General features: G+C 55.0%; 23 protein-coding genes and 4 pseudogenes. 19 read left to right on the forward strand and 8 right to left on the reverse strand.

Features of this window, described 5'->3' with window-relative positions:
* On the forward strand, nucleotides 1–811 hold an 811-nt coding region (locus tag V6N04_RS18210), incomplete at its 5' end, for a glutathione S-transferase C-terminal domain-containing protein (RefSeq protein ID WP_371171614.1).
* Nucleotides 808–1,281 carry a LysE family translocator gene (locus V6N04_RS18215; RefSeq protein WP_371171615.1) on the forward strand — a complete coding sequence of 158 codons (474 nt, stop codon included), beginning with the start codon at nucleotides 808–810 and terminating at the stop codon, nucleotides 1,279–1,281. The genes V6N04_RS18210 and V6N04_RS18215, both read left to right, overlap by 4 nt.
* A 464-nt stretch (nucleotides 1,282–1,745) precedes the next feature.
* On the opposite strand, the gene V6N04_RS18220 is transcribed toward V6N04_RS18215, so the two are convergent.
* The gene (locus tag V6N04_RS18220; protein ID WP_371171616.1) at nucleotides 1,746–2,132 is read right to left on the reverse strand and encodes a hypothetical protein; all 387 of its coding nucleotides are present in this window, start codon (nucleotides 2,130–2,132) and stop codon (nucleotides 1,746–1,748) included.
* A gap of 221 nt (nucleotides 2,133–2,353) precedes the next feature.
* Here V6N04_RS18220 and V6N04_RS18225 point away from each other — a divergent pair, with 221 nt between their 5' ends.
* Nucleotides 2,354–2,995 carry a LysE family translocator gene (locus V6N04_RS18225; RefSeq protein ID WP_371171617.1) on the forward strand — a complete coding sequence of 214 codons (642 nt, stop codon included), beginning with the start codon at nucleotides 2,354–2,356 and terminating at the stop codon, nucleotides 2,993–2,995.
* Between the two features lie 4 nt (nucleotides 2,996–2,999).
* Nucleotides 3,000–3,332, forward strand: a complete 333-nt coding sequence (locus V6N04_RS18230; protein ID WP_371171618.1) for a putative quinol monooxygenase — start codon at nucleotides 3,000–3,002, stop codon at nucleotides 3,330–3,332.
* A gap of 256 nt (nucleotides 3,333–3,588) precedes the next feature.
* On the opposite strand, the pseudogene V6N04_RS19050 reads toward V6N04_RS18230, so the two are convergent.
* A pseudogene (locus V6N04_RS19050) lies at nucleotides 3,589–3,660 on the reverse strand (IS200/IS605 family transposase); the annotation flags it as partial.
* A gap of 97 nt (nucleotides 3,661–3,757) precedes the next feature.
* Here V6N04_RS19050 and V6N04_RS18235 point away from each other — a divergent pair.
* Nucleotides 3,758–4,039 (forward strand): hypothetical protein, encoded by a 282-nt coding sequence (locus tag V6N04_RS18235; RefSeq protein ID WP_371171619.1) that lies wholly within the window; start codon nucleotides 3,758–3,760, stop codon nucleotides 4,037–4,039.
* A gap of 833 nt (nucleotides 4,040–4,872) precedes the next feature.
* Here V6N04_RS18235 and V6N04_RS18240 read toward each other — a convergent pair.
* From V6N04_RS18240 to V6N04_RS18255, 4 genes are all read right to left on the reverse strand, one after another.
* Nucleotides 4,873–5,172, reverse strand: coding sequence for a HigA family addiction module antitoxin (locus tag V6N04_RS18240; protein ID WP_371171620.1), 300 nt, complete (start codon nucleotides 5,170–5,172; stop codon nucleotides 4,873–4,875).
* An 11-nt stretch (nucleotides 5,173–5,183) separates the two neighbouring features.
* A complete protein-coding gene (locus V6N04_RS18245) occupies nucleotides 5,184–5,465 on the reverse strand; it encodes a type II toxin-antitoxin system RelE/ParE family toxin (protein ID WP_371171621.1) in 282 nt (93 codons plus the stop codon).
* 103 nt (nucleotides 5,466–5,568) lie between these two features.
* On the reverse strand, nucleotides 5,569–5,844 hold the full coding sequence (locus V6N04_RS18250) for a hypothetical protein (protein ID WP_371171622.1): 276 nt from the start codon (nucleotides 5,842–5,844) through the stop codon (nucleotides 5,569–5,571).
* Nucleotides 5,841–5,969 (reverse strand): hypothetical protein, encoded by a 129-nt coding sequence (locus V6N04_RS18255; protein WP_371171623.1) that lies wholly within the window; start codon nucleotides 5,967–5,969, stop codon nucleotides 5,841–5,843. The genes V6N04_RS18250 and V6N04_RS18255 overlap by 4 nt, the downstream gene beginning before the upstream one ends.
* A gap of 40 nt (nucleotides 5,970–6,009) precedes the next feature.
* On the opposite strand from V6N04_RS18255, the gene V6N04_RS18260 reads away from it, so the two are divergent.
* From V6N04_RS18260 to V6N04_RS18270, 3 genes and pseudogenes are all read left to right on the forward strand, one after another.
* Nucleotides 6,010–6,396 (forward strand): ATPase, T2SS/T4P/T4SS family, encoded by a 387-nt coding sequence (locus V6N04_RS18260; RefSeq protein WP_371171624.1) that lies wholly within the window; start codon nucleotides 6,010–6,012, stop codon nucleotides 6,394–6,396.
* Nucleotides 6,397–6,414: 18 nt separating this feature from the next.
* Nucleotides 6,415–6,762, forward strand: coding sequence for a helix-turn-helix domain-containing protein (locus V6N04_RS18265; RefSeq protein WP_371171625.1), 348 nt, complete (start codon nucleotides 6,415–6,417; stop codon nucleotides 6,760–6,762).
* Between the two features lie 199 nt (nucleotides 6,763–6,961).
* Nucleotides 6,962–7,272 (forward strand): annotated as a pseudogene (locus tag V6N04_RS18270) (transposase); the annotation flags it as partial.
* Here V6N04_RS18270 and V6N04_RS18275 read toward each other — a convergent pair.
* Both V6N04_RS18275 and V6N04_RS18280 read right to left on the reverse strand, forming a co-directional pair.
* Nucleotides 7,272–7,391 (reverse strand): annotated as a pseudogene (locus V6N04_RS18275) (IS630-like element ISSpo6 family transposase); the annotation flags it as partial. The pseudogenes V6N04_RS18270 and V6N04_RS18275 overlap by 1 nt on opposite strands.
* Nucleotides 7,392–7,433: 42 nt before the next feature.
* Nucleotides 7,434–7,613: pseudogene (locus tag V6N04_RS18280) on the reverse strand (transposase); the annotation flags it as partial.
* A 197-nt stretch (nucleotides 7,614–7,810) separates the two neighbouring features.
* Here V6N04_RS18280 and V6N04_RS18285 point away from each other — a divergent pair.
* From V6N04_RS18285 to V6N04_RS18335, 11 genes are all read left to right on the forward strand, one after another.
* Nucleotides 7,811–8,443 carry a helix-turn-helix domain-containing protein gene (locus V6N04_RS18285; RefSeq protein ID WP_371171626.1) on the forward strand — a complete coding sequence of 211 codons (633 nt, stop codon included), beginning with the start codon at nucleotides 7,811–7,813 and terminating at the stop codon, nucleotides 8,441–8,443.
* Entirely contained in the window at nucleotides 8,443–10,005 is a 1,563-nt protein-coding gene (locus V6N04_RS18290; protein ID WP_371171627.1) for an ABC transporter substrate-binding protein, read from the forward strand. The genes V6N04_RS18285 and V6N04_RS18290 overlap by 1 nt, the downstream gene beginning before the upstream one ends.
* A gap of 87 nt (nucleotides 10,006–10,092) precedes the next feature.
* Complete coding sequence (locus V6N04_RS18295; RefSeq protein WP_371171628.1) at nucleotides 10,093–11,121, forward strand: ABC transporter permease; 1,029 nt, start codon at nucleotides 10,093–10,095, stop codon at nucleotides 11,119–11,121.
* Nucleotides 11,118–11,951, forward strand: coding sequence for an ABC transporter permease (locus tag V6N04_RS18300; RefSeq protein WP_371171629.1), 834 nt, complete (start codon nucleotides 11,118–11,120; stop codon nucleotides 11,949–11,951). The genes V6N04_RS18295 and V6N04_RS18300 overlap by 4 nt, the downstream gene beginning before the upstream one ends.
* Nucleotides 11,948–12,814 (forward strand): ABC transporter ATP-binding protein, encoded by an 867-nt coding sequence (locus tag V6N04_RS18305; protein WP_371171630.1) that lies wholly within the window; start codon nucleotides 11,948–11,950, stop codon nucleotides 12,812–12,814. Before V6N04_RS18300 ends, V6N04_RS18305 begins: the two co-directional genes overlap by 4 nt.
* Entirely contained in the window at nucleotides 12,811–13,608 is a 798-nt protein-coding gene (locus tag V6N04_RS18310) for an ABC transporter ATP-binding protein (RefSeq protein WP_371171631.1), read from the forward strand. The genes V6N04_RS18305 and V6N04_RS18310 overlap by 4 nt, the downstream gene beginning before the upstream one ends.
* Entirely contained in the window at nucleotides 13,605–14,090 is a 486-nt protein-coding gene (locus V6N04_RS18315) for a GAF domain-containing protein (RefSeq protein WP_371171632.1), read from the forward strand. Before V6N04_RS18310 ends, V6N04_RS18315 begins: the two co-directional genes overlap by 4 nt.
* Nucleotide 14,091: 1 nt before the next feature.
* Nucleotides 14,092–16,161: a hydantoinase/oxoprolinase family protein gene (locus tag V6N04_RS18320; protein WP_371171633.1), complete on the forward strand. Its 2,070-nt coding sequence runs from the start codon at nucleotides 14,092–14,094 to the stop codon at nucleotides 16,159–16,161.
* Nucleotides 16,158–17,813: a hydantoinase B/oxoprolinase family protein gene (locus tag V6N04_RS18325; RefSeq protein ID WP_371171634.1), complete on the forward strand. Its 1,656-nt coding sequence runs from the start codon at nucleotides 16,158–16,160 to the stop codon at nucleotides 17,811–17,813. The genes V6N04_RS18320 and V6N04_RS18325 overlap by 4 nt, the downstream gene beginning before the upstream one ends.
* The gene (locus tag V6N04_RS18330) at nucleotides 17,810–18,895 is read left to right on the forward strand and encodes a M24 family metallopeptidase (protein ID WP_371171635.1); all 1,086 of its coding nucleotides are present in this window, start codon (nucleotides 17,810–17,812) and stop codon (nucleotides 18,893–18,895) included. Before V6N04_RS18325 ends, V6N04_RS18330 begins: the two co-directional genes overlap by 4 nt.
* A 28-nt stretch (nucleotides 18,896–18,923) precedes the next feature.
* Nucleotides 18,924–19,139, forward strand: coding sequence for a hydantoinase B/oxoprolinase family protein (locus V6N04_RS18335; RefSeq protein ID WP_371171636.1), 216 nt, complete (start codon nucleotides 18,924–18,926; stop codon nucleotides 19,137–19,139).
* Nucleotides 19,140–19,456: the final 317 nt, after the last annotated feature.

A 19,456-nucleotide genomic window follows, 5' to 3' on the forward strand; every position in this document is an offset into this window, starting at 1 on the left:
CGGCGGCGTCTTTCGATGTAGTCGGCTTCTTCGTCATCTCGATCTCCTAATCGATAAGATGAACCAGAAATCCTCCTCTATTCAAATCCTCAAATCTGTCCAACGGGTGCTGACGTCAGACACCTACACGGGGCGGGCGACGATCCCAATGCTGTGGGATACGAAGACGGGCGCAGTTGTTTCCAATGAGTCCGTTCAAATTCTACGCGGGCTCGATGTAGTGCGCGGCAAGGAGGCCGATCAAGACTGGACCTTGCGTCCCGCCGATTTGGTCAGCGAGATCGACACGCTCGCGCCTGAAATCCAAATTGGTCTGTCGAACGCAGTCTATCGTGCGGGCAAGGCGCAGCGGCAAGAAATCTACGACGCTGCGGTGCACGAGGTGTTCGGGACCCTCGACCACCTCGAAGATCGGCTTTCCAGGACACGCTATCTGCACGGCAGCGTCCTGACGGAAACCGATCTGCGCCTCTGGCCGACGCTTGCCCGGTTCGATGCCGTCTATCACGGGCATTTCAAATGCAGCCGTCGTCGCCTTACCGACTATCCAAACCTCTGGGGCTACGCGCGCGATATCCATGGCTGGTGCGGCGTCGCGGCCACGCTGAACGAACCCGCGATCCGAGCCGCGTATTATGGTGAAGACCGGGAAATTAATCCGCACGGCGTCGTCGCAACCGCGCCGGAGACGGATTGGGAAGCTCAACACCGGCGTGATGCATTTGGCCCGGCGATGGTCACTTTGCGAGACGGCACGCATGTGGAGGTCGACCCCGCCGTGCTGTCGCTTTCGCAGGCCAAAATTGCATGAGCGCGTCCGTCGTCGCCATCCTCTTCGCCGCGGCGATCACGCCGGGGCCGAACAACATTGTGGTGATGGATGCCGCGGCCCGGTCCCGCCTCGCGGCCGCCGCCGCACCGATTGCGGGTATCGTTCTTGGCACGCTGACCCTCGTTCTCGCGGTTCGATTCGGAGTCGACGCGGTTCTGGATGGGTGGGTTCATGGGCGGCTCGCCATGCGGTTCTTGGGAGCATCGCTGATCGCATATCTCGCAGTTAGGATTGTGGCCGGTGGCTGGCATTACGCAGAGGAGGCGACGGGGTCATCGCGCTCCAAGGCCAGCCTATTTACGGCGATGCTGGCTTTCCAGCTTCTCAACCCGAAGACGTGGGTGCTCGCTCTCACGGTCGGCAGCGTGCATGCAGGTGTTGAAGACGCGTCCATTCCAGGCCTCATCACAGCCGTTTTGATCGTGCCGAGCCTCTGCCTGCTCCTCTAGGCAATGGCAGGCCGTGTCCTACAGCCCTTCATGGTCCACACCGCGTTCCGCCGCATATTCGTGTCTGTCATGGGAGTAGTTCTGGCAACATTCGCAGTAAGTCTGGCGTTGGCTGTCATTTAGAGGTGCACCTTCGCGCAACGGCCTGACGAAATGGTGCCACAGTCGCATTTGACGTGTTTGTATGGTTCCGAACGTCAGCCGATCCGCATATATGTAACGAATTGCACTTATCCGGCGCTCGGATTGCAATCATCCGCCTCGGATCACATTAGTTGCGAACAGGATTTTGGGCGTGTTTTCAAATGCCTGCCTTCCCATCCAGTTGTTGAGATGCTGAACGCTGTTTGTCAGACGGGATTTCAAGACAACAATATTCAATGGATGTGGCCGCGCGCCTGCCTGCGCCTCGTGGTCTGGAAATGGTACGTTTGCCAGACTGAACCGCTCCGTTTTTGCGCCGTTCAGCTCATGTTTTCCTCGATCTCGGCGATAATCAGCTCCAGGTGCTGAAGGTGGTAGGCCATTAATCGCAGGTCGTGGGCGTAATCAGCCAAGGCATCAAATCGGTGGCCTTCGACCACATGATATTTGTTCCGGGTCAGCGTTTGATCTGGAGTTTTCTCTACCGTTACCTTCAAGACCTCGTTAAGTGCCGTTGACACGGAATGGTTCGGCGATTGGTCAACGGTGTCATAGAGGTGCCTCACCGCGTACTGCACCAGCGAGAGGATATCCGTGCGCATATAGGCAGTCAGTAACCGCATCGTATCGCTCGGGGTCATCGGTTCGGCGAACCCGTCATTGTCCTTTGGATCGACATAGGTCTGAGGTTGGAAACCGGATGGCATAGACAAGCTCTTGCAAAAAGGGTTGCAGGTGTCAAACTCGCGTTTGCCAGACCAGCCGTTCAGGCAAAGCGCGGCGGATTCAACGGGAGAGCCCAGACTCACCGATGCTGCGCGGAGTATGAGCGGCTGCTATCGCTATTGGCTGATCAACAATTCCTTGCGGAAAATCGTGACGTAGAACATAGTGCGAACATTATTGTTCTTCAGCGAGGCTATATTTGATGGAAAACATCTCCCCCTACCTGCCCGGCATCCTGCTTTCTTACGGCGCGTTTTTGATGGCGATTGCAAGCCCCGGTCCTAACGTCCTCGCTGTGATCGGAACTTCTATGGCGGTGAACCGTCCTTCAGGCATGGCTCTTGCTATGGGTGTTGCGACAGGCACCCTCACGTGGGCGGTGCTTACCGCAATCGGGCTATCAGCCCTGCTTGCTACCTACGCTTCGGCTATACTCATCATCAAAGTATTTGGCGGTCTCTACTTGCTCTGGTTGGCGTATAAGGCGTTTCGGTCAGCGGCATCTGCCCACGACATTGACGCCACAGAGTTGGCGGGCGGTCGGCGCACTGCATGGGGCTACGCAAGGCGTGGATACATCATCCAAATGACGAACCCGAAAGCTGCATTGGCGTGGATCGCGATTATCTCGCTCGGCCTTGCCCCCGGTGCACCGCTGTGGGTCGCAGGCGCGATTGTTGGCGGCACGTTTGTCTTGTCCGTGGTAATCCACTTTCTCTATGCGGTGGCTTTTTCAACCCCGATGATGGTTCGCGTTTACGGGCGCGCACGCCGCTTCATCCAAGGTGCGCTTGGTACATTCTTCGGCCTCGCTGGTCTTCGACTGCTGACGGATCGGGGTTGAACAGATGGGAGCCTACGACGACAATTCAGCGGCCCGAAACCTCAATACAGGATTCGCGGTGATGGTGCGGATCACGGCCAAGGAAGGGGAAGCTGACGCCGTAGCTGAAATCCTCCAGAATTTGGCCGGACCATCAAACGCGGAACCGGGCATGAAGTTCTTCATGCCCTACAGATCACCCGACGATCCTTCGCAGTTCTTTGTTTATGAGCTTTACAAAGATGCCTCTGGGTGGGACGCACACAACGCTTCGCCGCATTTTCTCGCAGCCGTTGATGATCTTGTCGCAAAAGCTGCACACCGAGAACGTATTCCTTTCGCTCCCTTCGTGACGTAAGGCCGTTCCGCCGAGAGAAAATCGGACTGGCTTTGTTGCCCAAAACAGATAGCAGCCATTCGAACTGATGCAGCGAAAGAGCGGTTTGTCCCGATTTGGTTCTCTAATCTGTCAATATGCTTTCTCACGTTGCGGGCCGTTTAACGTCTGAGGTTGCCTTGGTTCTCTTCGAGCTCACTGGCTCATGATGGGGTTGGCTGGGTGTGGATCAGCAAGGTTGAAACCGCGATCAGATTGATAGTCTGCTCTGTCGCTACAAAACCCCACGCAAGATGTCGACCTCGTTCTCGCAGCAAACTTGACGGCAGATGTCGCGCACGCGAAGCCGAAGCGCCCCAGTCAGCACCTTGTAGTTGTAATGACCTGCAAACATAATCGGTTCGACCTGCAATCATCGTGATTTTCGGCTCGAATTATTTACATCTATGCGCACGGATATCCTCTCACTGGTGCAGTACGCGGTGCGTCACCTCTATGACACGATGGACCAATCGCCGATTTACTCCGTGGTAATGGCACTTAACGAGGTCTTGAAGGTAACGGTAGAGAAAACCCCAGATAATACGCTGATCCGAAACCAATACCATGTAGTCGAAGGACACCGATTTGATGTCTTGGCTGACTACGACCACGACCTGCGGTTAATCGCTCACCACCTCCAGCACCTGGAGCTGATCATCGCCGAGATTGAGGAAAACATGAGGTGATTGGCTCAAAATCGGATCCTGGCTATGTTCCAGATTCGCTGCGCCAAGTCTGCACGGCTGGTCTGGGAAACGGGGGATTTCCAGACGCCACGCCACTGCTGACCCCGCGACCAGAGACCTTAAAAAATCCTGTCCTGAAATCGCGTCTGAATATCTACGTTCAGCGCCGTAAATTGAAGACGGGAAGTCAGACAAGCGCAGGCATTTGAAAAAACACCGAAAATCCTATTCGCATTTAATGTGAGCCGGAGCGGATGATTGCAGGTTGGTTGCAAACAATGTGGGTTCATTCGCAGATAATCCGGGTTTGGGGTGCCGGATAGATGCAAATAATTCGGGCCGAAAATCACGATGATTGCAGGTCGAACCGATTATGTTTGCAGGTCATTACAGGTAGATATTAGTTCGTGGCTCCGGCGTGTCATAACCGCGTGTGCGGTATTTCACGCCATCAATCCAAAAGGTGTCACCATCCACAACGCAAGTGACGCGATGCGACCCTTTGCATTTGTCGATTGCCCATGCAGGCGATGCGAGCAACAGAGTTGAAATAGCAATTGCCCTAAGGATCATGCTTTCCTACCTTTCTCAGAAATCATGTCACGACCAAAAATGTCGATGAACTCAAAGCCGTGAACAAACTCCCCACACACCATGTCGCCCCTTGTTGTTGGGAACGCTGGTAAATCCTCTGAGGAAAGCTGGCGGGGTGGATATCTATGACATGTCGCGGAAATTTCGTTCTTATTACTGACGCTCGAATACCCCCCCCAATAATGACAGGTGTGGCACCCCAGTTTCGTGTTAGCTTTCATGTCACTCTGTACCTTTCATTAGCTCGCCAGCGGCAGGATATGCTCAAGATCGCCTGCAAGCTGTTCATCCTGTGCTGCGACGGCCAGATCGTATCCCCGTTGCAGATTGAGCCAAAACTCCGGCGTGGTCCCAAAATACTTGGACAGACGGAAAGCCGTGTCCGGTGACACGCCGCGATCTTGCGAGACAAGCCGCTCTATGCGGGTACGCGGCACATTCAGCGCCTTTGCCAGCTTGCCAGCCGTCAAACCAAACTCGGCCAAGAAGTCCTCTTGCAGAATTTCGCCGGGGTGTACCGGGTTCTTAAGAATAACCATTCTGTTCTCCATCAGTGATAATCCACAATCTCAACGTCATAGGCGTTGTTGTCTTCCCATCGAAAACAAATGCGCCACTGCTTTGTGATGCGGACTGAGTGCTGGCCTTTACGATCACCAACAAGCAATTCTAACTCATTGGACGGCGGTATCTTCAAGTCCTCAAGTGTCTGTGCACCATCCAACTGTGCGATCTTTCGCTCCGCGCGCCTGACCAGATCGGCCGGAAATCCTTTGCCGCCCCTGCCCTCTATCAGCTTCTTGATGAGCTTTCCGTGGGTACTTTTGATCATTACCTGCCCTTCAATATGAGGTCTGAAAACACATTCAGCGCCTAATCATAATGTATCCCATATAGATACAAACGGCAAGATAAAAGTATCCACCTAGGATACATTAGTTTGCGCTCCAATTCTGACTGTCTTTCAGGAACCGATCATAGCGGGCGGCAGTCTCACTTATCTCGGTCATGACCTCAGATCGTTCCTCATCGAGACATTGCAAATACTCCTGCGCGTCGCTGAAATACTGCTCAAAATCGTGTCTGAACTCAGCACGAAACTCGCGCGCCAATTCTTCGCTGGTCAACGCGGGCGCTATTGGCGGATTACAGAATGCCAGTCCTACGCTGGGCAGGACAGCCGCAAGGATCAGGGTTGGTGCAAATCTCATAGCGATGTCCCTTCTGGGCCTTCTGTGTAGCCCCTACGGCGTTTCTGGTGCGCGATACTGGCAAGGGCATCCACGGCCTGACCCTCGTCTGCAAACGGCTCGATACGAACCTGAATTATCACCATTGAGGACTCCCAAGAACTCCTGCCCCGTCAGGATAATGTTGTGAGCCTGATCGCCAATCGCGACGACGATAGCCCACGCAGTGCAGATAAGTTGTTGCAAGCCACGCTTCGAATGCGCCCAGATCGGATCATTCTTGGTGAGTTGCGCGGTGTTGAAGCCGCAACTTTTCTTGATGCTATCAACACCGGCCATGCTGGATCATTCACCACACTACACGCTGAGTCCGCGCGCAAAGCTATGGATCGGCTTGCTCTGCTCGTGATGGGAACTGGAACAAAGCTCTCCTATCCAGAAGTAATCCGGTATCTGGAAGGCTCGATAGACGTAGTTATCCAAACAGGCCGGGTCGATGAAGATCGCGGAATGCTAGAAGTCTACTTTCCAGCCCTGAAAGACCAAAGTAATGTAGCGCCTGAGTTGAAGTGAATAATGAAGGAAGTTTCCATGGTACACCCAATTGATCGGCATGTGGGTAAACGCATTCGCGGTCGTCGGTTGCTAGTTGGAATGACCCAACAACAGCTTGCCGAGAAATCGGGCGTTTCATTCCAGCAAATTCAGAAATACGAGATGGGAACGAACCGTGTCAGCGCTTCGCGGCTGTTCGAATTGGCTGAGTTACTACAATGCAGCGTTCCGTCATTCTTCGATGGGTTGTCCGATAGCAAAGCTGAACCACAACGAGATTTGTTGGGTGAAACAGAGGCCATGAAACTCGTCAATATGTACTACAGAATCCCTGAAAACCTGAGGGTCAGGCTTCTTGAGCTTGCGAAAGCTCTGGCCGAATAAGTGGAAAGAACCAACGCCATGCAGCGTTGGTTCTGAGTGGGTGTAAGCGGTGAAGTCTTCGGGAAGAAGACTTCTCTATCCTATCAATCTCATCAAACATCGACAATGCTAAACATGGTAGAACCAGCATTGTGGAGTAGCCCCCATCGGGTGGTCCACCAACTGGGATAGTTTTATCCCGCAAATTGGAGGATCAGCGATGGCTGGAAAACGAGAGAAACCGGAAGAGATCGTATCGAAGCTTCGGCAGGTTGAAGTTCTGCAAGGGCAAGGGATGACGATTGCGGAGGCGGTGCGCCAGATCGGGGTGACACAGCAGACGTTTTATCGATGGCGCAAGCTGTATGGCGGTATGGGACGCTCGCAGCTGAAGCGGCTGAAAGAACTGGAGAAAGAGAACCAGCGTCTGCGGCGGGCGGTTTCTGACCTGACCCTGGACAAGCTCATCTTGACTGAGGCTGCACGGGGAAACTTCTAAGCCCTTCGCGTCGTCGTAAATGCATCGATCATGGCTGTAGTGTCGGTGCCAACTGTGTCTCTATGTAGAGGTCGAACGCGGCACGGTTCATCGGGCCATCCAGCACCCAGGGCGCGCTGAGTTCGTCGATCCGCAGGCCTGCGATGAAGGAAAATCACATCGCCGATCCTACCGGCGCCAGCCGGTAGTCGTTCAGTTCTTTCAGTTGGTCGGTTCCCATGCCGCTATACTGCTTACGCCAGCGGTAGAATGTCTGCTCGGTTATCTGCACCTGCCTGATCGCATCAATGCGCGCCATTCCTTGGCCGCAAAGCACCTCAACCTGCCGTAACTTCGTGACAATCTCTTCCGGCTTGTGTCGCTTGATTCCCATATCTGATCCTCCGTTTCCTAACTATAGGGGCGGACCACTTCAGTGGGGGAGGATCAGGTCCATTCGACGCCGGCGTTCTCAACAATCGCGACGCGCACGAGGCCGCTTTGCGACATTAACTTTAGCCATACTAAAAAATGTTGACAGCGATCCTTTGCGCATGCAATTTTTTACCTATGCTAAAAAAGAATCCCCAATTGAATGACAATATTGCCTCCGATCTGGGAGCCGCATTGCGGGCAAGGCGCAAAGAACTGAAACTCACGATGCAAAGAGTGGCGGACGCTGCTGGCCTATCTGTCGGCTTCATCAGTCAGGTAGAGCGTGGGCTTACGGCCCCCTCTTTGGGGTCTCTTGCCTCGCTGGCAGCAGTTCTTGAAACTGAAATTACCAGCTTTCTAGAACAACCAAGTTCAGCGACTCAAACCACGCATGAAGCCAGTCGTTTGACTTATTCTGTCGCCGACGCGGACGTGTCATATGAGCGTCTGTCCACATCCTTTGCAGGTTCAAAGCTGCATTCCGTCATCGTGCACGAGGCCCCGGGGCACCGGATGGAGCCCATCAGCCACCATGGCGAGGAAATCTTCTATATAATTGATGGAGAAATTACGGTCGAGATCGAAGGTTCTACAGAAATCTTGAAAAAAGGCGCTTCGATTCACTTCGATAGTCGCCGCGTTCATTCGACTTGGAATCATAGCACATCAACTGCGTCTATTCTGTGGTGTGGCACCATGAATATCTTTGGTGATGCACCCGCCCCAATTCATAAAAAAGCCTCACCTCAAGAGGCCGCAACTTATCCAACCGGAGAAACAGAAAAATGATGAAAAACACTACTTTGATAGCGGCGCTTTGCACGGCGACGGCGCCTGCTGGTCCTGCGTTTACTGAAACCGTATTGCGGCTTGATGAAGTGGCCATTGGTGAACTTGATCCAGCTAAGGCATCCGATTATGCTGACAGCATTCTGATGTTCAACGTCTATGATACGCTTGTGCTGCCTGCGCAGGGCGGCCCCGGCCATACGCCACACCTTGCCGCAAGCTGGGAAGTTGATGGCGCAAAGTACACATTCAATTTGCGCGACGACGTGATGTTCCAATCCGGCAACAAACTGACAGCTGCCGACGTGGTTTACTCTGTTGAGCGGATGCAGGCATTGGGTTCTGGTCTGTCGTACCTTTTTGCTGGCGTCACCGCCGAGGCTGTTGACGACACAACCGTGACCCTGACGCTTGAAACGCCATATGCGCCGTTCATCGCGTCTTTGGTGCGTCTTCCAATCATCGACATGGAGTTGGTGAAAGCCAACTCTGATTCTGAGTGGGGCGAGGAATTCCTGACCGCAAATGGCGCGGGTACTGGTGCTTACTCCGTGATGTCACATAACCCGCAAGAAGAAACGGTTATGGTAAAATCAGACAGCTACTTCCTTGATGTCGCTGATGTTGCCCCCGACACGGTGCACCTGCGTTACGGTCTTGAACCAGCGACGGTCCGCACATTGATTGCCCAAGGCGAGCACGACATTGCCAGCCAGTGGTTGCCACCAGAGGTGATTCAGGCGCTTGCCAATGACGGTGCGCAATTGCTGACTGAAAGCGGTACAGGCGGGTACTACATCAAGATGAACACGCAAAAACCGCCGCTTGATAACGTAAACTGCCGGTTGGCACTCAATGCCGCGTTTGATTACAGCACGGCGATCCAAATGATCGCGATCAACGATGATGTATCCGGCGGTAGCCCGTCAACGGGTGCAATCCCGGTTGGCATGTTTGGTGCAAACCCTGCCGACATGGCGTTGGCACAGGATCTTGATGCGGCAAAGGCCTACCTTGCCGATTGCCCCTACGACCCTGCTGAGATGAACATCGAAATCAGCTGGATCGCAGAAGTGCCGCTGGAAGAGCGTTTCGCACTTTTGATACAGTCAAACTTCAGCGCCCTGGGCATCTCAAGCAGCATCACAAAACTGCCATGGGCCTTGTTTGTTGAACAGGTTTCTAAAGTCGAAAGCACGCCGCACATAAGCCAACTGTTCGTGAACGCCGTCACAGGTGATCCAGACACGCTGCTCTATGGGATGTATGACTCCTCCGCGCCGGGCACATGGCAGTCGCCAGAACACCTGAACGATGCCGAGGTTGATGCGGCTTTGGACGCGGGCCGCACAGCCACATCTGACGCGGATCGTGAGGCGGCCTATTCCGCATTGAACGCACGGCTGATGGCAATTGCGCCGACGATTTACGGCTTTGACCGTCAGTCCGTCTTTGCGGCTTCCAACCGTGTGCATGTTCCGGCACTCAGCGATCCTGCCATGGCGTTCGGTCTTGATGGCATGGGCTTCAGCTTCCGCCTAATGGAAATGACTGGCGAATAACTTTTCCTGAACTGGGGCGTAGGCACCGCTGTTTGCACCCCGGTTTTCTATCCTAACGTTTGCCCACGCTAATTTTGGAAGCTCCACATGTCTGGAATTCTCCGCCTGTTGCTGAACCGGCTAGGCATCTCTCTCATTGTGCTTGTTGGCGTCTCGATGCTGATCTTCGCGATTGCACGGATCATCCCCGGTGATCCAGCCCGCATCGCCCTTGGCCCAAACGCCAATGCTGAGCAAATCGCGAGCTTGCGGGCAGAGATGCATTTGGACGCCTCTCTGCCTGTGCAATACGGGTATTTCGTAACTGACGTGCTGCGCGGCGATCTGGGCACGTCGCTTTATACCAACCGTCCGGTCACGCAAGACATTGCGCAGTTCCTGCCTGCGACGTTGGAATTGGTGGTCCTGGCGGGCTTCATCATGGTGGCTGTGGGTTTGCCTCTTGGCATTTTGGCCGCACGTTACAAAGGACGTTGGCCTGACCATCTGGTTCGGGTGATTGCCCTGCTGGCTGTATCGGCTCCGGGGTTTGTATGGGCGGTGATCCTGATGTTGCTGTTTGCATACTATTTGCCGCTATTCCCCATCGCAGGGCGCATATCCGACATCTACGGCATTGAACGCACCACAGGTTTTCTGACAATCGACACGCTCTTGGCGGGTAATTGGGCCGCCTTTGGAAGTGCGGTGCATCACCTTATCCTGCCCGCTATTGCGCTGTCCCTGTCCGGCATCGGTCAGGCAGCGCGCCTCACCCGCGCCAACATGGTCGAGACCTACGATAAGCCTTACATCGAAATGGCGCAGGCCTACGGTTTTTTCCCATCCCGTATCGCTCGCAGCTACGTGCTCAAACCATCACTGATCCCATCGTTGACCATCATCGGTCTCGATTTTGCAGCCATGTTGGGCAACGCGTTTCTAATCGAGGCGGTCTTTGCATGGCCCGGACTGTCCCGCTACGTGGTCGCTGTGATCCTGCGCAAAGACCTGAATGCGATCATGGGCACGGTCCTGATCATTGCGATCACATTTTTGGTCGTGAACATCATCGTCGATTTGATGATCGCCTTTTTGAACCCGCGCATCCGCTACTCCACGCGAGGTGCATCATGATCCGTACGCTTCGCATTCTGGCAGCTAACCCGCTCAGCCTTCTGGGCTTGATCCTTGTGTGTCTTATCACGCTGGCCGCAATTTTCGCGCCATGGATTGTACCCTTCCCGACGCACAACGGTGCTGTCGTGGATTTTCTCAACAACAATCGTCCGCCGTCTGCCCGCAATTGGATGGGAACGGATCTGGTCGGGCGCGATATCTTTAGCCGCATCCTGTTTGCGTACCAAATCAGCCTGACACTCGGCATTGTGGTCCTCGCAATCGCGGTCCCTATCGGCACCACGATCGGCCTTTTGGCGGGCTACATTGGCGGCTGGCTCGAGATGATCCTGATGCGCATTGTCGATGTGTTCTTATCGATCCCACCACTGGTTTTAGCGATCGCGATGATGGGCGTATTGGAACCAACATTGACCAACGCCATGCTTGCCGTCACTGCGATGTGGTGGCCGTGGTATGCTCGGTTGGTCTATTCCATCGCACGCGGCGAGCGCGAAGAAGGTTATGTGCTGGCCGCCGAGGTTATCGGCGCAGGCGCGGGCCACATCGCATTCCGCGAAATCCTGCCTAATTGCCTCCCGGCGATTATCACCAAAATGACGCTCGACATGGGCTTTGTGATCATCATCGCCTCGTCCCTGTCATTCCTCGGGCTTGGCGTGCAGCCCCCGACCGCTGACCTTGGATCGATGGTCGCCGAAGGTGCGCGGTATCTGCCCGATAGCTGGTGGCTGACGGTCTTTCCCGGCCTCGCCATTCTGGTCGCCGTGTTTGGCTTTAACCTACTGGGCGATGGCTTGCGGGATGTGTTGGGAGTAGATGAATGAGCCTTTTGCATATCAAAGACCTGCACCTGGGGTTCAAAACCCTGAGCGGGCAAATTGACGTCCTGCGCGGCATCGACCTTGATATCGCCACGGGTGAAAAAGTGGCGCTCGTCGGTGAAAGTGGATCCGGCAAATCCGTCACCGCGCGCATCGTTTTGGGCTTGTTGCAAGAGACGCGGAAGGCACGCATTAACGGCACAGTTCAATTCGATGGCCAGGATATTAACGCCATGTCTGCGTGCGACCGCGCAGGTTTGCGCGGCACAGAAATGTCGATGATCTTTCAAGACCCGACATCGTCACTGAATCCGATGTTCACTATCGGCAATCAGTTCACTGAGGTCTTGCGCCGTCGTGCCCCCAAACTGTCCAAAACGGACAGCCAGGCCCGTGCGGCAACCTTGCTCGACGAGGTTGCGATCTCCGATCCGGCAAGGGTGTTAGGGGCTTATCCGTTTCAACTGTCAGGTGGGATGAACCAACGGGTGATGATCGCCATGGCGCTCGCGAACAAACCAAAATTGCTTTTGGCGGACGAGCCGGGGACAGCGCTGGACGTGTCTGTCCAAGCCCAGACTTTGACGCTGATGCGCGACTTGGTTGAACAAAACAGAACGTCCGTGCTGTTCATTTCGCATAACCTTGGAATCGTGCGTGAATTCGCAGACCGCGTCTATGTCATCTATCGTGGCAACATAGTTGAAGACGGCCCAACGGACGCGCTATTTGCCAACCCGCAACATGCCTACACCCGCGCATTGATGTCTGCTGTGCCTCGCATCACGGGTGCTGGATTGCCAGAAGTGCCGGAGGTCAGCGATGATTTCCTCGCTCCCCGTTTCAGCCACGGAGGTGCGTTATGACACTTCTGGCACTTAATGGATTAACCAAAACATTTGAAACGTCAGTTGGCCCTGTTCATGCGGTAAGCGATGTGACGCTGGATGTGAAAGCAGGCGAATGCCTCGCTATTGTCGGCGAAAGCGGGTCTGGCAAAACCACAATTGCGAACATGATCCTTGGGATATTGCCGGTGACATCCGGCGAGATTGCGTTTGATGGGCAACCCTTGTCCGCCAAACGCAGCGGCGAACAACGCCGCCGCATTCAACTTGTTCAACAAAACCCCCTGTCATCGCTCAATCCCAAACGGTCCATTGGAGCATCGGTTCGCTTGGGGCTGGACATCTACGATATTGGTGGGAAATCCGGGCGATGGGCGGCGGTCGAGGCTGCTTTAGACGCCGTTGGCCTTCCCGGAGATATGCGCACCCGCGCCCCTGCCTCGTTATCTGGTGGGCAACGTCAGCGGGTCAGCATCGCCCGCGCACTTGCCTGCGATCCCCGCTTGCTGGTGCTGGATGAACCCACTTCAGCGCTGGACGTACTCGTGCAAGCTCGTGTCCTGCGCTTGCTCAACGATTTACGCGCAGAACATGGGTTGACCTATATCTTCATCACCCATGATCTGGCCGTTGTCCGCAACATTGCAGATCGCGTTGCAGTCTTCCAGTCCGGTCAGTTGGTCGAACTTGGCGAAACTGCGCAAATATTCTCGGCCCCTACGGCCGCTTATACCCGCCAACTGATTGGCGCTGTGCCAGTCGTTAATGCGGCAGAACTTAATCTCAGAAACAAACTTGCGGAGGGTGTATGACCGATTTCAACCAAGCCATGGCATCGACAGATCAACCGATGGCCACTTTCAAAGCGCTCGAAGCACTTGTCGATAAGACCATCGGCGTAAAGCTGTTCACCCTCATGGGAATTGACAATGAACGCGGGGTCGCGCGACGCAATTACTCCAACATGCCCGACGCCTACGCCACCAGCGGTGAGAAACCGATCGAAAACAATCCTTGGACCGAGCAGGTGCAAGGCCGACAAGAGACATTCGTGGCAAACTCCATCGAAGAGATCGCGGCTGTGTTCCCCGATCATGAATTGATTAAATCACTGGGTTGCGAAAGCTGTCTGAATCTACCGATCGTCGTGAACGGCAGCGTCATCGGGACGCTTAATTGCTTGCACAACGCGGGCCATTTCACACCTGAACGCGTGGCAAAGGCCGAACGCTTGAAGCAACCCGGCGCATTGGCATTCCTACTCAATGACTACCTGAACAAAGGTGCAAATTGATATGTCCATAACCAAACGCATTGCCACAGACGTCGGCGGCACCTTCACTGACCTTGTCGCCATTGAAACCGGCCCAGAGGGCATGAAAATCACCACGGCCAAATCCGACACGACGTCGCCCAACTTCGAGTCCGGTGTGCAGAATGTCATGGCCAAGGGCGGCATTGATCCCAAAGACGTGGATTTTATGGTGCACGGCACCACGGTCGTTATTAACGCGCTCACCGAGCGCAAGGGCGTCGCCGTCGGCCTGATCACCACCGAAGGGTTCCGTGATACGCTGGAAATTGCGCGCGGCAACCGCCCCGATTTCTTCAACCTGCACTACGAAAAACCCGAACCGTTTGTGCCACGCTATCTGCGGGCTGAGGTTCCCGGTCGCATGACCTATCTGGGCGCTGAACGCATTCCGTTTGATTTGTCTGGGGTGTCTGACATCGTCGATCATTTCCGGGCCGAGGGGGTGCGAGCGGTGGCGATTTCATTGCTTCATTCCTATGCGAATACTGCCCATGAGGAGGCGGTTCTGGCAGAAGTTCGGCGCCTCTGGCCCGGTGTTTCGGTTGTCGCCAGTCACCAGATCACCCGCGAATGGCGCGAATATGAGCGATCCAATACCACCGTTCTGTCCGCCTACGTACAACCTGTTGCAGCGCGTTATCTGGGCAATCTTGACGAAAGTCTACGTAAAGAAGGCCTGCCGCAGAGCCCCTACATCATGCAATCAAATTGCGGTGTAGACAGCCTTGCTGCGACATCCGCCGTACCGATCACGATGGTTGAAAGCGGCCCTGCATCTGGGTTTTGGGGGGCTGCCGAACTCGGACAGCTGATCAGCGAGCCGGACATCCTCGCGCTCGACATCGGTGGGACCACTGCGAAGTGTTCGCTGATCGAAGGTGGTGAAGTCCGCATCATGACCGACTACTGGATCGAACGCTCGCGCAAGTCAGCGGGCTATCCGATTATGGTACCAGTCGTTGATCTGGTTGAAATCGGCAATGGCGGCGGGTCAATCGCTTGGGTCGATGATTTCGGCAAGTTGCATGTCGGTCCGCAATCAGCGGGCGCCTTGCCGGGCCCTGCGGCTTACGGCAAGGGTGGCACGGATGCGACGACGACAGATGCCAACCTTTGGCTTGGTCGGATTAACAAAGACTACTTTTGCGGTGGTGCGATCACTGCAGATATGGCTGGCGCGGGTGATGCACTGAAAGCGATTGGTGACAAGCTGGGCGTAACCACGGATGAGGCCGCCCAAGGCATTGTACGCATCGCGAACAACAACATGGTCAATGCGCTGAAACTTGTGTCGCTGAACCGTGGCCACGATACGCGCGATTTCACCTTGCTGGCATTCGGCGGCGGCGGTGCGATGCACGCTGTTGCATTGGGTCGGGAATTGCAGGTCAAAAAGGTCGTCGTACCAGCCGCCGCATCCGTGTTTTCTGCATGGGGTATGATGATGTCAGACCTGCGTCGCGATTACTTTGTAACGCAGCTTGCGGACTTGTCCAAAGGCTCTGCTGTCGGGATCGAAGCGGTCTTTTCAAAGGCCGAAGACGAGGCCCGTGCGACGTTCAAGGCAGAAGGTGTTGACCCCGCCAAGCTTACATTCCTGCGCTATGGTAAGTTCCGCTATCAGAACCAGGAACACACCACCGAAGTTCTGCTGGACGGCACCGTCACCGATGGCGCACTGGCAAAAATAGCAGACGATTTCTATAGTGCGTATGAGCGTGAATACACGTATCGCCTCGATGCGCCTGTCGAAATGGTCGGTATCCACCTTGTTGCCCGCGCTGAAGTGGGTAAGTTGGAGATGATCCCAGCCCCATTGGGCGGCACAGACGCAAGCTGGGCCGTCAAAGGCACGCGTGACGTCGACTACGCGCTTGAAGGCAAACACAGCGCCACAATCTACGACGGTGAAAAGCTGCGTGCAGGTATGGCGTTCAATGGACCTGCGATCATCGAAGACCCCGGAACAACGGTTGTAATCCACCCGACCAACGCCGTCTCCATCGATGCCTATGGCAACATTCATATTCTATTGGAGGGTCAATTATGAGCGATCCAATCACACTCGAGATCATCCAGAATTCTCTTCAGGCCACCTCAGACGAAATGTTCGCCGCGATGCGCAAAACCGCAATGTCGTCGATCATTTATGAAGTGCTGGATATGGGCACTGGGATTACCGATGCGCAAGGGCGGATCGCGTCCTCTGGTGCAGGTATTCCTGCGTTCATCGGTGTCTTGGACAAATCTGTACAGTTCATCCTGTCCAAGTTCGGCGATGATATCCGGCCAAATGATGTTTTCATCACCAATGACCCATGGCACGGCGGCGTAACCCACTTGAATGATCTGGTGCTCGCAATGCCCGTCTTTTCTGGAGGCGCGATTATCGCATGGACGGCCAATATCGCGCATAATTCTGATGTCGGCGGCATGGCTCCGGGATCCCTATCAGGGGACGCCACCGAGATTTTCCAGGAAGGGCTGCGCTTGCCTGCGGTCAAATTGATCCGCGCAGGTGTGACAGACCAAGCCGTGATGGATATTATAACCTGCAACAGCCGGATGCCCGATTTTCTGTTGGGTGATGTTTGGGCGGCAATTGCCGCGGTGCGAATTGGGGCAAAACGCCTCGAGGACTTGGCGGCGAAATATACGCCAGCCACGTTCAAGACGGCAATGGACAGCTTCATGGACTTTGGTGAAAAGACTGCTCTGGCCGAACTTGCCAAGCTACCCAAAGGCACGTTTGAGCTGTCAGAACCTCAAGATGATGGCCGTACCTACAACGTCAAAGTCACCATCACAGACGACGAATTTATCGTCGACCTGCGGGACAATCCGCCCCAAGACAAGGGCTGCACCAACACCAGCCGCGATGGGACAATTGTGTGTGCGCAGATGTTGTTTAAGTCGGTTACTGACCCTGAAACGCCCGCCAATGAAGGATCATTCAGGCCGCTGAAAGTCCTGACCACAGAAGGCACCGTCTTTCACGCTCAGGAACCCGCAGCCATCGGGTTCTATTTTGAAACCGAAGTACGGGTCTATGACTTGATCTGGCGTTGCTTGGCACCGCATGTGCCCGAACGTCTGCCAGCGGGGCATTTCAGCTCGATCTGCGGTACGTTTGTGGGTGGCACCCACCCCGATACGGGCCGCCAATACACCATCATTGAGCCGCAAATTGGTGGCTGGGGTGCATGGGGAGATCGCGACGGCAATCCCTGCATCTTTTCGGGCTTCCACGGCGAGACCTACAACACGCCCGCCGAAATTTCCGAGGCGCGCAATGGCTTGTATATCGACAAGATGGCGCTGAACACCGCCCCCGGCGGTGAAGGCGAATACAACGGCGGGCGTGGGTTGGTTCTTGAATACCGCATTCGAACGCAAAGCGGTTTTCTGACGGCGGGCTATACCCGTTCTGTTGTTAAGCCATGGCCATTGGATGGTGGCGAGGAAGGTTCTGGCAATTTTATCGAGGTCGATAAGATAACTGGCAAGACCGAACACTACGCCTTTGTCTCGGGCCTTGATCTGACGACAGATGACGTTGTCCGCGTGATCACGTCATCAGGTGCGGGCTTTGGCGATCCAAGAAAACGCAACCCCGGATCGGTGGCGATGGACATTAAGAACGGTTTTCTGACGGCCGAACGTGCCCGCGAAGTTCACGGATATGAGGAGACCACAGAATGAGCCGCATAAATCACCTCCGCCAGACCATGGCCGAACACGGCGTTGATCTTGTCGCATTGGGGCCAAACGCGCATCTTACTTGGCTGCTTGATGTTCACCCGCACGGCGATGAACGCCCCTTGTTGCTGTGTGTCACACAGACCTACGCGGGCTTTTTGATGCCCTCGCTTGAGGCAGAAAGTGCGCGGCCACAAACCGATTTACCGTTCCATACCTGGAGCGATGCAGACGGGCCCGACGCCGCCTTTGCGGAACTGCTGCTAGCGTCCGGCGCGACAACTGCCAAGAGCATCGTGTTGGACGAAACCATGCGTGCCGATTTCGCGGGGCTGGTGCAAGATGCCTTGCCCAATGCCAAACGCCAGTTCACACAGACTACTGTCGATGCCCTGCGCATGCGCAAAGATACCGATGAATATGGTAAACTGAAACGCAACGCCGTGTCCGCCGACACCGCAATGAAGGCTGCCTGGTCCGTTATGAAAACCGGCATGTCCGAGCTGCAAGTTGCGGATGTCATACGTGACAGTTTCGCGTCCCAGGACGTAAAGCCGCTGTTTACGGTCATCGGCGCGGGCAGCAACGGTGCCTTCCCCCACCACCACACAGGTAAGACGATCCTGAAAGATGGCGATGCGGTGGTGATGGATATCGGCGGTGGCAAAGACGGCTATTCCAGCGATATGACCCGCATGGCAGTAATGGGCACACCACCCGATGGCTACGCTGAGTTACATGCCATCGTCGAGGCCGCCGTCCAAGCCGCAATGGCCGCCGCCAAACCCGGCGTGAAGGCACATGTGGTCGATGATGCGGCGCGGGGCGTCATCACAGAAGCGGGCTATGGTGATTATTTTGTGCATCGCACGGGGCATGGGATGGGTGTCGAAATTCATGAGACACCCTACATCACTGCCGCGTCTCAGACGGTCCTTGAGGAAGGTATGGTGTTCTCAATCGAGCCCGGCATATATCTGCCCGGACGCTTTGGTATCCGCCTTGAGGACATCGTGATCTTGCGCGCCGATGGCCCGGAAATCCTCTCGGACCTTCCACGCGATCTGAAAATCATCAATGGCTGATCGGTTTACCCTCGACGTTGTTTCGTAGGTGCTGGATGCAGCTGCGGTTGAGATGTTCGAGGTGTTGCGCAAGACCGCGATGAGCCCGATTATCTACGAAGTTCTTGATGTCGGCACCGGCGTCCTTTACACGGACGGTGAACTGGTCAGCTCAGGTGCCGGCATCCCGTCATTCATCGGAGTCTTGGACAAGTCAGTTAAGGGGTCATGTGTGGGTACCCCCGGTTTTGCAAGGATTTTCTGAGCGATTGGAACGGGATTGATTGCGATCGTGTGTCAGGCCTCTGATTGCGACTTTTCACACGCCGCGGGCCGGTATGGTTTGTTCGCCCATCAGATCCATTTCGGCTCCTCGGGCTCTTAGCTCCCGACCCCTATCTGGTTTTTCTGATGGCGATCTTATCAATCGACTTCCGTATCGTTCAAAGCACTCCCTGCGGTGTTGTCACACTACTTCCCTGAGGTTGATTGCTCCGCTATTTAGCCGTAGCTGATGGCGATGCAGACCCCACCCATCAGCTACAAGCGCCACCGGTTTCCGCCTGAAGTCATCAGTCACTC

Origin of the sequence: Aliiroseovarius conchicola (assembly GCF_041403445.1) — a bacterium.
GTDB lineage: Bacteria > Pseudomonadota > Alphaproteobacteria > Rhodobacterales > Rhodobacteraceae > Aliiroseovarius > Aliiroseovarius conchicola.

Coding starts and splice junctions, on each gene's coding strand:
- V6N04_RS18215 (WP_371171615.1), top strand. CDS start 808: ATGAGCGCGTCCGTCGTCGCCATCCTCTTCGCCGCGGCGATCACGCCG.
- V6N04_RS18220 (WP_371171616.1), bottom strand. CDS start 2,132: ATGCCATCCGGTTTCCAACCTCAGACCTATGTCGATCCAAAGGACAAT.
- V6N04_RS18225 (WP_371171617.1), top strand. CDS start 2,354: ATGGAAAACATCTCCCCCTACCTGCCCGGCATCCTGCTTTCTTACGGC.
- V6N04_RS18230 (WP_371171618.1), top strand. CDS start 3,000: ATGGGAGCCTACGACGACAATTCAGCGGCCCGAAACCTCAATACAGGA.
- V6N04_RS18235 (WP_371171619.1), top strand. CDS start 3,758: ATGCGCACGGATATCCTCTCACTGGTGCAGTACGCGGTGCGTCACCTC.
- V6N04_RS18240 (WP_371171620.1), bottom strand. CDS start 5,172: ATGGTTATTCTTAAGAACCCGGTACACCCCGGCGAAATTCTGCAAGAG.
- V6N04_RS18245 (WP_371171621.1), bottom strand. CDS start 5,465: ATGATCAAAAGTACCCACGGAAAGCTCATCAAGAAGCTGATAGAGGGC.
- V6N04_RS18250 (WP_371171622.1), bottom strand. CDS start 5,844: ATGAGATTTGCACCAACCCTGATCCTTGCGGCTGTCCTGCCCAGCGTA.
- V6N04_RS18255 (WP_371171623.1), bottom strand. CDS start 5,969: ATGGTGATAATTCAGGTTCGTATCGAGCCGTTTGCAGACGAGGGTCAG.
- V6N04_RS18265 (WP_371171625.1), top strand. CDS start 6,415: ATGGTACACCCAATTGATCGGCATGTGGGTAAACGCATTCGCGGTCGT.
- V6N04_RS18290 (WP_371171627.1), top strand. CDS start 8,443: ATGAAAAACACTACTTTGATAGCGGCGCTTTGCACGGCGACGGCGCCT.
- V6N04_RS18295 (WP_371171628.1), top strand. CDS start 10,093: ATGTCTGGAATTCTCCGCCTGTTGCTGAACCGGCTAGGCATCTCTCTC.
- V6N04_RS18300 (WP_371171629.1), top strand. CDS start 11,118: ATGATCCGTACGCTTCGCATTCTGGCAGCTAACCCGCTCAGCCTTCTG.
- V6N04_RS18305 (WP_371171630.1), top strand. CDS start 11,948: ATGAGCCTTTTGCATATCAAAGACCTGCACCTGGGGTTCAAAACCCTG.
- V6N04_RS18310 (WP_371171631.1), top strand. CDS start 12,811: ATGACACTTCTGGCACTTAATGGATTAACCAAAACATTTGAAACGTCA.
- V6N04_RS18315 (WP_371171632.1), top strand. CDS start 13,605: ATGACCGATTTCAACCAAGCCATGGCATCGACAGATCAACCGATGGCC.
- V6N04_RS18320 (WP_371171633.1), top strand. CDS start 14,092: ATGTCCATAACCAAACGCATTGCCACAGACGTCGGCGGCACCTTCACT.
- V6N04_RS18325 (WP_371171634.1), top strand. CDS start 16,158: ATGAGCGATCCAATCACACTCGAGATCATCCAGAATTCTCTTCAGGCC.
- V6N04_RS18330 (WP_371171635.1), top strand. CDS start 17,810: ATGAGCCGCATAAATCACCTCCGCCAGACCATGGCCGAACACGGCGTT.